General features: G+C 55.1%; 5 protein-coding genes, 1 tRNA gene and 2 pseudogenes. 2 read left to right on the forward strand and 6 right to left on the reverse strand.

The window, feature by feature from the left end:
• Positions 1-43: 43 nt before the first annotated feature.
• From CRD60_RS02350 to CRD60_RS02365, 4 genes and pseudogenes are all read right to left on the reverse strand, one after another.
• Positions 44-2,653, reverse strand: a complete 2,610-nt coding sequence (locus tag CRD60_RS02350) for a DEAD/DEAH box helicase (RefSeq protein WP_113859951.1) — start codon at positions 2,651-2,653, stop codon at positions 44-46.
• Between the two features lie 180 nt (positions 2,654-2,833).
• Positions 2,834-3,148 carry a hypothetical protein gene (locus CRD60_RS02355; RefSeq protein ID WP_127975618.1) on the reverse strand — a complete coding sequence of 105 codons (315 nt, stop codon included), beginning with the start codon at positions 3,146-3,148 and terminating at the stop codon, positions 2,834-2,836.
• Positions 3,149-3,298: 150 nt separating this feature from the next.
• Positions 3,299-5,197 (reverse strand): annotated as a pseudogene (locus CRD60_RS02360) (helix-turn-helix transcriptional regulator); the annotation flags it as partial.
• 143 nt (positions 5,198-5,340) lie between these two features.
• A complete protein-coding gene (locus CRD60_RS02365) occupies positions 5,341-6,735 on the reverse strand; it encodes a UTP--glucose-1-phosphate uridylyltransferase (RefSeq protein ID WP_407923162.1) in 1,395 nt (464 codons plus the stop codon).
• A 286-nt stretch (positions 6,736-7,021) separates the two neighbouring features.
• Here CRD60_RS02365 and CRD60_RS02370 point away from each other — a divergent pair.
• Positions 7,022-7,095: transfer RNA gene (locus CRD60_RS02370), tRNA-Pro, on the forward strand.
• 258 nt (positions 7,096-7,353) lie between these two features.
• Here the strand turns inward: CRD60_RS02370 and CRD60_RS02375 are convergent.
• Positions 7,354-8,544, reverse strand: a pseudogene (locus CRD60_RS02375) (IS1249 family transposase).
• Between the two features lie 193 nt (positions 8,545-8,737).
• Here CRD60_RS02375 and CRD60_RS02380 point away from each other — a divergent pair.
• Positions 8,738-9,964: a hypothetical protein gene (locus CRD60_RS02380; RefSeq protein WP_127975619.1), complete on the forward strand. Its 1,227-nt coding sequence runs from the start codon at positions 8,738-8,740 to the stop codon at positions 9,962-9,964.
• A 634-nt stretch (positions 9,965-10,598) separates the two neighbouring features.
• Here the strand turns inward: CRD60_RS02380 and CRD60_RS02385 are convergent.
• On the reverse strand, positions 10,599-12,791 hold the full coding sequence (locus CRD60_RS02385) for an AAA family ATPase (protein WP_113859728.1): 2,193 nt from the start codon (positions 12,789-12,791) through the stop codon (positions 10,599-10,601).
• Between the last annotated feature and the right edge of the window lie 575 nt (positions 12,792-13,366).

A 13,366-nucleotide genomic window follows, 5' to 3' on the forward strand; every position in this document is an offset into this window, starting at 1 on the left:
CGGTCTTATATTCCCCATACACAAATCCAGCGGTAACCGCCGGTCAGTCAACACCGCAATAGGAGACGATGTCACGGTTAATAAGGTCCACAGCCTCCCTGCCCCTCTTGGAGAGCTCGGAATGCGACTCCCCCAGGTAGGTCACGGCCACCGAAAGCTGCTGGAGCAGGTCCACCAGGCGCTTGGCGGTACGAACAAAATCACCACCGGTCAGTTCGCTGTCCTCAAGAACGGCGGATAGACAATCTCCCTGGGCCCAGTTGAAAATGACATCGGCAACACCAAAATCGGGTGGATCCAAGCTCGGCAGACCCATGCGATCACGCATCTGATCAATTTTCTGAGCCAGGGCCTTGAGGCTTCCTGACGCCTTGGCGATTCTCCCCTTGATTCCACCTGGGTAGTGGCGTGGTTCGCCATCGCCTCCCCTACGGGCCTGATATACGAATCCTGACAGGACCGCGGCCAGTTGGCCGGCATCCAGGCCGTCCAGGAACCCATTGCAGATGGCCTGGGCCAGTGTCAGGTCACGTTCGGTGTAGAGCCTGCGCAGGAGCTGCCCTCGTTCAGTGAGCAGATAGTCGGTACCCTCCTGGTCGGCAGGGACATGGAGATAGTCCAATGATTGAAGTATCTGGCAGATCACGTCAAACTGCCGGGCCACGGAACTCGTCCGGGTATGATAGCGGTCTTCAGCGCTATGGAGCTCACGCAGTTCCCGAACCCAGCGCTGACCCCATTTCAGGTGCTGGTTGAAATCAGGGCACTGGTGGCAGGGGTGAACCCTCTCCTGGGCCCTCAGGTCGCTGATCTCCAAGTCCAACCGATGGAAGGCCTCCTTGCGTAGTTCCTCGCTGCGGAAGACGGTGTTCTTGAGTCTTTTCCGCTCACCCTTCTGAGCATCCGCCAGGCGCATACGCAGGGACATCAGCGAGGCGAAATCGCCGAATTCGCAGGCGAATGACTGCTCGTAGCCCGCCAGGGCCTGCCTCAAGCTGTCGATACGGTCCTTCAGGTGTTCCACTGAGCTATTGGCCTCCCACTGGGCGAAGGAATGATCCAGAATGATCCTGGCTGAATCATAATCATGGGAGTTCAACATGTTGACTGCCATGTTGAAGGTCGTCTTGAAGGATGAATGCAGGGGGTAGACGCGCTTGCTGGATAGGGCTGCCAGGGCCGGGGGCTGGAAGCCCCGGTGGTCCACGACGATGGCATGGCCTATGGTGTCGATACCCCGGCGGCCCGCCCTTCCGGTCAGCTGGGTGTACTCCCCCGCCGTCAGCGGGACATGGCCGCTACCGTCGAACTTCTCCAGCTTTTCGACGATTACGCTGCGGGCCGGCATGTTGATGCCCAGGGCAAGGGTTTCGGTGGCAAATACCATCTTGACCAGCCCCTCCTCAAACAGTCGTTCGACTATCTGGCGGTAGAGGGCGACCATGCCAGCATGGTGGGGGGCGAACCCCTGCTCCAGGGCGAACCGGAAGTCAGCGAACCGCAAGGTGCGCAGGTCGTCATGGGAGAGCTGTCCCAGGCTCATCTCATCGACGATATGTCGGATTCTGGCCTGCTCTTCGCCATTTGTCAGACACAGACCCGCCCTGATGCACTGCTCCACAGCCTGGTCACAGCCCATACGGGAGAAGATGAAGTAGATGCCCGGCAGCATATCTAGAAAGTACAGTTCATCGACCACGGCCCAACGTTGGGGAATATAGCGCTGGATTGCCCCCGCTTGGGAGGGCCTGCCCTGCCTGTCCCCTCCCCTGCGTCTGTCAGTCTTGCCGCTCCGTCCCTGAAGTCGCCGTTGAGCCCGACGGTCAAGTTGCTCCAGGCGCTGGACCAGTGCTGGATTGAGCCGCTTCTTGGGCCTGGCCTTGGACTCACGCTGGTAGAGGTCCACCAGTTCCGGTTCTGCTTCCACGTCAGCTTGCAGAAGCACATGTTGTACGAGGGTGACAGGTCGTTGCTCGGAGACGATTAGGCTGGTCTTGCCTCTGACCGACTCGATCCAATCGGAGAAATCCTCCACGTTGGAGACGGTCGCCGACAGGCCCACTATCTTGACCGTACGGGGCAGGCCAATGATGACTTCCTCCCAGACCGGTCCGCGGAAACGGTCGGCCAGGTAGTGGACCTCGTCAAGGATGACGAAACGCAGGGAATCCAAGGTGCTGGAATGCTCATAGAGCATGTTCCTCAAGACCTCAGTCGTCATGACGACAATGTTGGCCTCGGAATTGATCGAGGTGTCGCCGGTCAGAAGCCCAACCTGGTCGGCGCCATAGGTAGCCACCAGATCATGGTATTTCTGATTGCTCAAGGCCTTGATAGGTGTGGTGTAGAAGGCCTTGACATTCTGCTGCTGGGCCAGGTAGATGGCGAAGTCTGCAACGACCGTCTTCCCTGCTCCGGTGGGAGCCGCCACCAAGAGATTGTTGCCTGATTCCAGGGCCTTGTTGGCTTCGATCTGAAAGGGGTCCAAATCAAAGGAAAGTGACCTGGCAAAGGCTGCTGCGGCTGTGCTCTGCTCGTACTGTCGTTCCTTGAAGGCTGAGTAACGCTGAGCCGGCGATGACTGCTCCCCTGCCTCCTTGTCTGGGGTCGAAGGACTGTTCCTCGCGCTTGAATGCTGACGGTGTCGAGTCATAATGGCTGCCTGCCTGCTCATTCCTATCTTACTGCTAGTGAAGATGTCTGTCAGAGGGATTGTCCGTTCCATTCTTCCTTGACCTATATATATCTGTCTTGGCCTATGCACGATGTTCGGATGCGCTGGCTGGGAAGCAACACAAGCCGGACGGCCGGGAATGGCTGACCCTCTGAAAAGCTATTCGTTGAAGGATCTCCAACGTCCCCAAATCTGTGCATGCCGGGTCCTGCGTGAGGCTTTGCGCTCCTCGATGCCGACATGGGCCTTGCTGTAGCGGCCGCTGGCGTAGGAAAGGGGTTCGGTGAAGACAACAGGCTCCTGCTCTTCGCCATTGGCCTCCATGCTATCAAGCTGCCTATGGCTGGAGATGACCTGCATGAGGCCGGCAAGCTTGTGGAGGGCCTTGGTCCCATGGATTCCGGCATATATGATGCCTGCCAGCAGCATGACGACCATGAAGATCGCCAGCAATAACCATATCCACCAGGGCATTGGTTCCTCCCTCTATAGGTTGGTCTGTTCCGGATGGGAGTCCTCAGCGACACATGGGCTTGTGCTGTCTGCACTAGCAGGCTCATCCCCCGGGAAGGCTATCGATCCCTCAAACTCACGGGGTTCACGGTCCTTCCTGTTGACAGCCTCCACGCTCAGTTCGCGTTCGGCCCTGGCTATCATCATCAGTCGTAAGGTGTCGGGCGCCACGGCGGTGATGTGGCGGGCGTGTGCGATGCAGAAGCCCACGAACCAGGAATCAGAGGACACTACCAGGTGGACCTTCTCTCCCTGTCCACAGAGTTCCACCCTGGCACCGGTAAGGGTCTTGATGAAGGCAAGGCCCGGTTGATCGGTGATGAAGACCGCCTGGGTGCCATTGTCGAAGCTCCACTTCCGCAGCTCCCCGACTGGTACATCGGGAATATCGATCTTCCTGGTCGCTTGGACAATCTGTGCGTCCTCAATGCGCGAGAGCCGCAGAACCTGCCAGATTCTAGGCTTACCGGTCACCTTGTCTATGGTTGTGTCTGTGACGACCAGCTTCGCCTTGTCTTTCGGGGCGCCCTTGGCGACATCCGTCCATACGGCCGCGTAATAGACACCTTCATCGACAAAAATCTTGGCCGGGGCCACCAGCCTGCGGCGGGTGCGGCCGGCACCGTCAGTGTACTCCATATCAAGCAGGGCATTGGTGGAGATGGCCTGGCTCACCACGGAGAAGGACCGGGGCTCAGCCTCGTAGCCTGTCAGGCTCAACCAGGGGGTCTCCCCCGGCTCGACGTGCTGGCGAAGACGGGTGTAGAGCGACTGGGCTTGTGACCGCTGTTCATCGGGCAACAGGGAGGAGTGGGCCAAGTAGGAGACGGAGGCCGTCAACATGCTGAGGTACTGCTGGGATATGCCGGCGAGCCTCTCCAGACCAAGGGAATTGGTCGCAGAGACGATATTCTCCGAATCCAGGAGGGACCAGTCGATGTCGAAGAACTGGCTGCCTGCCATCTCCCCATCATCCGAGACGGTGGTCAACGTATTGATGTCCTTGCGAATGGCGTTGACGTACTTCCTCATCTCATCGTCGGAGCGGGGCTCACCAATGAAGCGTTCGGCCAGCTCCTCGAGGGAATACTCCTCCCCCAAGTGGGCGGAAAGGAAGAGCAGCATCCTCAGTCGGCGGTCCACCTCACTGCCGGTCTGGAAAGCCGAGGAGCTTTTCTTGGGGCGGCCCTTGTGGGAGCCATCGGCTCCTTCGCCGGACACCTGCCGTTTGCTGATGGGCTCGGTGACGACCGTCGCCTCCGCTGCCTGGTGGGACTCGTCGGCCAGAGCGAATTTGCTGGCGGCCACCAGCCTGCGATGAAGGGCATCGGCTGCCTCACGGGGGCTGATGACGGAGGCACCGGGGTGCTCGAGCACGTATAAGGCCAAATCGTCAGCGTCCGTGTATGCCACGTTCAGATGTTCGCCATCCACGTCGACCGTGGCAGCGAAGCGACGGGAATCAATGACCTTGACCAGCTCGTCGGGAATCGGCTGGTTGACCAGACCGGGGGCGATGGAGTCCAGGCCCAGCCCGGGGGCGGGTGTCTGGGGAACCCTGGGAATGGTGCGGGGCAGGTGGCGCTTTTGGGGCTCGCTGTCCCTGGAGGATATGGTCATGGACCTGGCCAGATAGTTGGCCGCAGCTAGGACCGGCAGATCATCGGCTTCAAACCGCAGGCGAACCCTGGGTTCATCTCCCAGCTGCAGGCGGTAGGAGGCGAAGTCCTGGCCCTCGGATTTGGAGGAATACTCGGGCTGACGCGATTCAATGGCGATGCCCATGGCGGCGAGCTTGGCACGGTCACGCTGAAACTGCTTGGCGAAAGCGGCCTTGGCTGCCTGGTCCGACAATTCACCGTAGGAGTCGGCGTAGGCCTTGACCCGTTGGGCTATCTGCCGGGAGGTCAGCCATTGCGGGAAAGCGGATGACAAGACGGCTAATACATCAAGCTCATGCTTGCCCCACTTGTCGGAAAAACGACGTCTCCCGTTACTTCCCTCTGCCATTAGTCCTCACGTATCGTTATCGTTTTTATAAGTGTGCGGGTTATCCGTCACCATCACTCTATATTAGATGGTTTCGTCATGCGTGTTGTCAAATTTGACAAAATCAGCGTTTTTCCTTGACCAGCTGAATCGCCGTCCCTCACCTAGAGCCAGTCGTCCGGTTCAATGCCCTGTGGACCCACGAATTCGCCACGGGGCACATAGGCCGAACTCCCCTGGTCCTCCAATCGGGCGTCCGAGTACATGCTCACATCCTGCCCAAAGGTCCAATCCCCCTTGACGACCACGGAATTTGCCGCAGCCAAAGACGGCACCGAGTAGGGGAAGCGTTCATCGAAGTCCTGGATGAAGCGATAGTAGCGGGGATCGAGGTCCACCTGGGGGAAGATATAGTTGCCGTCCACCATCTCGTAGGAGTCGGTCAGGTGGAAGCGGTCGGAGCGCATGATGAAGAGGTCGTTGGTGGTCTTGACCGGCAGGAAGCGCATACGATCGACCTGGACGCAAGTGGCATCATCGAAGAGACTGATGGCCGCCCCCATGGCGGTCTCCAGCTGGACGACCTCCGGGCTGTCGGGATCGGTGGGGTCAATGGTCTTGTAGTTGCAGATGACCGGCAGGGGCAGAACCCCCTGATACTGCTCGAGCTTGGCCTTGAGGGCATCAATGCGAACCCAGATGCTGTTGGTGTTGAAGTAGGGGTGCTTGTCGATGTTTTCGGCGCTGGCCATATCCTCCTGGGCGACCTGGGTCATCTCCCTGAGTCTGAGGCGGCCTGTCTTCCTGTCGCGCACCAGGTGGCCACCCTTGCGGTCGGCGGCTGTGCGCACGGCGACCTCCGCCATGAAGGAGGAACCGGTGTTCTCGAAGTGCTGGGCCAGGGTTCGCGAGGGCCTGGCGCCAAGATTGTCAGAGTTGGAGATGAACAGGTAGCTGAAGCCATGCTCCTGGAGGACGTCAAGCAGGCCCGACTCCCAGATGGTCGAATAGAGGTCGCCATGGCCAGGTGGACACCATTCCAGCTCAGCTTCGGCCGGCCATGAGACAGGCCTGCCGGTCTTGGGGTCAATCTTGGGTTCCTGATGTTGGATGATCTCCCGGGGAATCTCTGTTTGTCTGAACTTTCGCTTGGAACGCAGAACCTTCATGGTCTCCTCGGAGGTACGGAAGGAGTTCATGAACACCAGGGGCAGAGGGACCCCCAGCCTGGCCCTGGCTGTGATGACCTGGCCGAGGATGATGTCGATGAACCGCATCTGCCTGGCCTTGTGGCGGCGGATGGGAAGCAGGGACTTGGGGCCGGCAAGCCCCATGGAGGTTCCCAACCCCCCATTGAGTTTGAGGAAGGCGGTCTTGGCGAAGGCATCCACGGCCTTGTCATGGTCGATGGTCTCGTATACCTCATGAAAACTGGGAACGCCAGTCAAGGGCTCCACGTCATCTTCCCTGATCACTCCCCCATCGGTCGACTCGCTCCACACCCGGTAGAGTCGCTCAAATTGCGCTATGGCCATGTCACTCATTCCGGCTTCCCGCATCTTCGCGGCTGCACATTCAAAGCTGTCGGTCACGTCCAACCCTTCCCTACGGTAGCAGTGCACGTCATCCAGTCTGTCAATGGGTGACGTGGTCATTGTACCGTCTTCCACCAGCCGCCGGGTTAGGAGGTGACATTATCCAGATTATCGACACCTTGAAAGGACCCTCCTGCCGGCGACTGCTTTGGCTGCTACGTTCGCACAATGCCTGAAACAGGCCATGACGCGCCGAGTGGCCTGATTCGCGGCTTTGTGGTAACTTATCTTCTTGGTGCTAGTCACTGTTCGGGTCGTAGCGCAGCTTGGTAGCGCACTTGACTGGGGGTCAAGGGGTCGCGGGTTCAAATCCCGCCGACCCGACGAGATAGCAACAAATCCAAGGGGTTCGCCCCTTGGATTTGTTGTATGCCCCGAATCGGGCACAATTCGGCTCATCCGGTCGCACTGTATGCGGCGGATTAAGGCCGCTACATCCTCAGGACGGTATCTTACCAGTCTCCCTATATGCACTACGGAAACTCGATTTCTGCGCCCTCCAGGCGTTCAGGATGCTCACCTGTACCACCAGGATCTCGGGGTTATAGGATCTTTTGTGTGGATTTAGACTGTGGGTCTGGTTTATTGGGCGTGGCCTTTTCTGGTTGAGATTCCTGGTTCCCATGTCTGGTCCTGTTCGGGCAGTTCGGTGTTGTCGGGGATGGCGGTGCCGTAGCTTTCGGGCTCGCCCGTCTCCTGTCCGCTCTTCTTATTCCGGCGCCGGTGGTGGCTGGTGGTGTTCGTCCCTGTTCAGGCTGGTGGGGTCGGGGGTCGCGCTCTTCATGTAGCACCGCCATTCGCACGCGCGTCTCATGTGTTCCTCGGGCAGTCCGTGGTGCTGCAGGAGCGTGCGTTTGATGGGTGAGTTGACCCCTCCCTCCAGCCGGTTGGTGGTGCGCTCCACCGGCCCGCCTTGGGTGAGTTCTGGTTCCAGGAAGGCGAAGAGCCGGCCGGTTCGGAAGAGGTGTTCGAGCCGCCGGTAGCAGCGGCGCGGCTCCTGGTGGGTCCACCACCAGGAGCCGCTTGCGGCCTTGGGGTCATGGGGGTCGTCCTTGGCCAGGGTGCGTTCGTTGATGAAGTCCCTCCACCGCTCGTGCCAGGCGTTGAGGGCCTCGCCCCAACGGATCGCCCCCTCAGGGTCGTGGACCCGGGTGAGCCGGTCCGAGAGCTTCTTGAGTTCCCTGCCGGCCTCCAGTCGCGGCCTGAGCGTCAGGTCGGTCCTGGTGTTGCGTTGCACGTGCACCAGGCAACGTTGGATGCGCGTGGACGGCCAGACGGCGGCGCAGGCCTTCTCCACGCCCCGCAGCCCATCGGTGATGAGCACGTCGGGTTGGGCGATGCGGCTGAACAGGGCCGTGTAGGCCGCGCTGTTCTCGTGATGGCACCACTGCCAGTCGATGACCTGGCCCGTCTCCCCGTCGATGGCGATGACCAGGCACCAGCCGTGGGCCATGTAGGTGCCGTCGGCCATGAGGTGTGGTGGACGACCCCGTCGGGTTCGATGGCCGGTCTGATGTTCCAGCACCAGCCGACCCGTTTGCGAAATGCCCGTGCCCCCATGGACCCCATGTCCCACTGCGCCTTGCCGGAGAGCAGCCAGTCCAGGAACTCCTTCAACTGGGCGGCGCGCATCGCCTGCACGTTGCGGCTGGTGGTGTCCAGGCGGCATCGGTCGCACTGCCACCGTTGCCGGCCCGCACTGGTGTGCCCGTTCTTGCGCATGGGCAGCCCACACACCGGACACCGCCTGGCCCCTCCCGATCTGCTTCTCATCCCCCAATCGAACAGGAACAGGCACCCCTACAGGACCCCTATTACCAATCCGGCTGTTAATAACCCCTAGACACGCCTACTGCCACAAGGCCAAACCAGCATCATAATCCACACATTTAGTTACTATAGGCCCCATAATCTTATGGAAGCTACGACTCAGTCGGTCCTAGCGCTGGCGATGTCGCCCAAGCGCATGGAACCCTACGAGCAGGAGGCCCTGGCGTGGCCGAAGGTCAGTGCTGCGGACTTATACCGGTGGAACTCCCTCTTTTCTGGAGTGGCAGTCACGCAGAATTCCTTCGTCGAGATGAGTGTGCGCAATGCAATAGACAAGGCGCTTTTAGATTGGGCTCATGCCAGGGGATATGCTGACTGGCTTGGGGAAACACCACGGGACGACTGGTTCAACGGTGATACGGGTGTTCCTCTGCAGGGAGTTCCACCTCTTATTATGATATTACTGGGCACAAATCAAATAAAGAAGATATGGAGTTCCTGCCGGAAGGTATACCGGGTATGGCAAAACGATTCCACCCACCCCAAACATGGTCAATACCCGAATAGGGACGATGCCTTTTCGCAATTAATGTTCGGCAGCTGGCAACAGTTACTGGGTCCAACTGAGTTCAAGAGCAAAGACCATGACTACATCCGCAGGGCAGTGGCTGCACGGCAACTCTGGAAAGAGGCCCTGCGGTACGCTTTCCCAGAGCTTACCCAAGGTAAGGTCAATGACCAGCACCGGGTGAAGATCCTGCTTGATGTCGATAGGATTCGCCGTCTACACAACAGGGTCTCCCACGGAGAGAATGTCCTTGGCATTCAAACGGACCAGTACCTGGATAAGATGCTCACAGTCTTGTCGGCCATCAACCACAGGATTAGCGACTGGGTCATGGACCAAACCGGCTCCACCTACCGGACAGTGGCCAAGCTGAAGTATCACCCGGTGCTGCTACAGGCATACCAGCAAAACGACCCACTCTCCTCTGACCGGGAAATCGTGGCTTACAAGCTGACCTCCGACGGTTCCTACAGCGGGAAAGAGGTCATTGAAGCCCACCTGAAGAATGCGGAGAGCCATGAAGGCCGTACCCTTATCACTCTAGGAAAACCGCCACTAGCTAAGAACAAGTCCCTCATCAGGAGCATCCTTCTCGTTGATGTTGAGGGCAAGAAGGCAGCAGTGGGTGAAATCGACGACTACGGGCATGCGGATACCAAGCAGCCGCCAGCAGGATATGCCAGGCCAGCATATGAGAAGCCCCACCAAGAGAGAACGGCCTGGTTCGCGGTGAAGAACCTATATGAAGCCGACTGCCGAGATGGAAAGGTCATCGGATACAAAACCACCGATGGCCTGGCCGTACCCAGTTGCTTCACTGGACAAGTGACAATGAGATATGTCCGCCACACATAAGCTTTCGAACCTTTCCATTAAAACGCCAGACTGACTCTATAACCTCATGTATCTCCAGTCCCACTTGGACCAACAGATCTGAGAAGTCATTAACAGTTTCAGCCCATTTCTGAATACTGTTTCAAAAAACTCAAGTTTGGTGAGCTCTTGAAGAATCTAATCGGGCACATAGCTACTCATAAGTACCTGAATTAGTTCGTATCAGTTAATACTCGGAACATGCCAGGAATGGCTTTATGCCTTGGATAGTTAGCAGCAGTTAAAGGCAGCTCACATGAACCAGAACAGCGGCCTAACTTACAAGGGTTCGCAGGTTCAAATCACGCCGGTCCGACGAGATAGAAACAGCTCCAAGGTGTGAACCTCTTAGAGCTGTTTGTTTGTCACAATCGGGTATATCGAATCCTCCACCCAGGCTAAACATCGACTTTGCTTGTATGAATCCAACCCAATTGAGTGTGTGCGTTCTTCGCTATCAACCTGCTACTGTTTGCTGCAGAGATGTACAGGATATCATGACATGCTAAATATAGTTCTTTCAGCCTAATTCTATCGGGCATAAAGTTCTTGGATTCAAACTTTCCGATATATATGAACTTGTCAAGAGGTGAGATCTCAAGTAAAGAGCCTCTAGTCACTGACTAACACGCTGCCAAAAAGAGTCAAGATGCTGTTCATGGTCAACTTCCTTGAAATACCAGCGTGCGAACTCTAATATCTGTTCACAAGTATGACTATTTGGATCGATATCTATGTCGTATAGCTCATGTGAGTTGGTGTCCATGCCTTTTTTGATTTCTCCTGCAATTGTGCATTCGGCATCCGCAGCACTGGAATCGTCTAGAATCTCCCTCAATGATGGGACACCGTTAAAGCTGGAGAAAGTGTCGATAATCCTGCGGAGGGGGTTCCACATGAAACCAGGTTTCTCATTATCGTACGCGAATCGCAGTTCTTGCCATAATGCACTGTAGCCGGTTTGGATGTCGTGTTCTTTATCGGGAATTTTGTTGATTCTTGTGAGATCAGCAGCCTTATTCAGAGTGAAGGATATTTTTTTCTTATTTGCTGGATCATAATTGTATGGACGAGCGTTGATGAAGAAATTAGCATTGTGTGTCAAGAGAACAAATATGTCGTTTTCTCTCTTCTGAGGGGTTTTGCCTTTTCCTCCATAGAATCTGCTTATGGCACTGTACATTAAGTATTGTGACGAATCGTCGTTACTGTTCATAGGGTCGTCCATGATGACTAACATTGGATCGTCATCGTCGTTCCTGCTTCGCAGCTTCTGCATGAAATACAGGAAACCGACTAAATTAAGCTCACCGGTACTGAGCGTAGACAGGTCTCGTTTATGACCATTGCTGACAATCTCGTATTGGCCTTTTGCGCCAGAGTTATCAGGAAACAACTCCAGTCTGAAAGCAGTTGTTCCTAAAGAGCGAAGACTGTCATTTATCATTTTAGCTGCCTCAGTCTCATTGGTGGTTTTGTTTACCTCTCTTTGCCGTTGTGTATGTAAGGTTTTAATCTCTTTCTGCACTTTGGACACCTCCTGCTTGGCGGTTTCTAGATCCTGTTCCAAACCATCGAGTCTTGCCAGCTTGTTTTTGTGATCGAATTCGTTTAGCATGACGGCGATGTGGTGGTACCGCAAACGGTCCTGCGCTGCCTTTCGTTTCTGTTCGATAGCCTCTCCATAGTTATGGTTATCGTTAATCAAAGTGTCGTGAATTTGTTTCAGTGACCCGTTGCAAGCAGCGGTGTCTATATCTACAGGAGTCGGAGAGGAGAACAAGTTATCTTTGCGCTTATTCAGAGCGTTGTATATTTTCTCCAGCTGACGTAATGTGTTTTGCTTTGATTCGCTGAGCTCGTTGTTGAACTCATGAACCTTGGTTTTCAATTTTGGATAGAATCTGGACTCTTCAAGTTTGTTAACAAGGTTAAGATCATTAATATGTGAGTTTACTTCCCTGATTAATGAATCGATCTCATGCTCAAATTCTTGCGGAACGCCGTTAAAAAGCTTGTCGAGTTCTCCCCACCGGTCTGGAGTCAGGTTCCCTCCGCAGAAAGCACATATTGTGTCACTTTTTCTATCGTGAACATGCATTCCTTGTGCCGCGAATGAACGCTTTTTCTCATCATCTCCGATCCCTCTCGGCGCTATTGATGCGGATAGGCTGGTCGTGAGTATAGAGTTTGCCCTTTCCTCCAAATCCACTAGGTCCACAGAAGGGCAATGAATTGGATTTGGATCGCTAGGCAATTTTGTTGTTCTACATTCATTCTCGGCATCAGCAACTTCTATGTCGCTGAGTAGGTGTTGATTGTCGATTTCCTTTATGAAATTGGAAATGTTGTAGGTAGGAATCGATATCTGCGGGTCCGTCATCGACTTTATTTTGGATGCTGTTTTTTTGTAGAAAGTTGTAATTTCCTTGTCGAGTCCGGTGTAACTGTCTTGGATTTTTCTTCTTTTGCTTTCCAAATTGTCGGTACCGGAGTCCTCGGAAATTGTCAAATTTAAGTCGGCTATGGTTTTGTCGATTGTCTCTATCTTGTCTTTGGCCTCTGCATTGGCCTGGCCAAGGGTTATGGAGCTTAAATCGTAATCTGCGGCCCCCTGACCCGCAAACCCGTCAAAACAGCGTATGTCATATTGTTCTTTGTACTGGTCACAAAGCAACTTCTTTATCGAAGTTTTCCCAGTACCGTTCTTGCCATAGATAAAATTGATTTCCGAGAGGTGGATTGTTTTCGGTTCAAATTGCGGACAGTCGCTTTTGCTGCAATCAAGGGTTATTTGTGGATTGCCCATGCTCACACACTCCTTTTGCCTTTGCCGGTGTTAATTCCCATATTATTCCGGAGAGTGCTTTGTTCAAACTGAGCTACGCAAGAACCTTCGCGGTAAAGAGAGACAGTTACAAAATCCCCTTGATGCTCTCCGCAATGTGATCGTCATAGTTCGTTTTATACTTATGCCGAGTATTGAGAATTAGTTGCTGCGGGTTTTCGACCGGCGAATCAAGTTTGTAGTTGATTAGAAAACCCATATCACGCATTACAGCGGAAGATGTTTCTAATACGAGAATGATTAAAGCACCTCCTACGTGTTGTTAGAAGAGGATTAATGGTGAGTAGAAAAAACGAACAGTTCTAAAATTTGTGACCCACAGGATAGTTCTTTCAGGCCGCTCAAGTGTCCCCATCAGAATTGCTGCCGGGGACACTTGAGCAGGCAATTGACTGTAATTTCATACGAAAAGTTTCGAAAGCTGACTAAAGCTTAGCTCGATACTCTCTTCATGACTTCGTGCCCATTTAATCTTATTCTGTTTCCTGCCCAGCATATGATCTTGGCCTTCATGGCCTGGATTAGCCCTGCATATC

Origin of the sequence: Bifidobacterium aemilianum (genome assembly GCF_003315635.1) — a bacterium.
GTDB lineage: Bacteria > Actinomycetota > Actinomycetes > Actinomycetales > Bifidobacteriaceae > Bifidobacterium > Bifidobacterium aemilianum.

Excerpts from the sequence above, each read along its gene's own strand:
- CRD60_RS02365 (WP_407923162.1), bottom strand. The coding sequence starts at position 6,735 with ATGCGGGAAGCCGGAATGAGTGACATGGCCATAGCGCAATTTGAGCGA.
- CRD60_RS02385 (WP_113859728.1), bottom strand. The coding sequence starts at position 12,791 with ATGGGCAATCCACAAATAACCCTTGATTGCAGCAAAAGCGACTGTCCG.
- CRD60_RS02380 (WP_127975619.1), top strand. The coding sequence starts at position 8,738 with ATGGAACCCTACGAGCAGGAGGCCCTGGCGTGGCCGAAGGTCAGTGCT.
- CRD60_RS02350 (WP_113859951.1), bottom strand. The coding sequence starts at position 2,653 with ATGACTCGACACCGTCAGCATTCAAGCGCGAGGAACAGTCCTTCGACC.
- CRD60_RS02355 (WP_127975618.1), bottom strand. The coding sequence starts at position 3,148 with ATGCCCTGGTGGATATGGTTATTGCTGGCGATCTTCATGGTCGTCATG.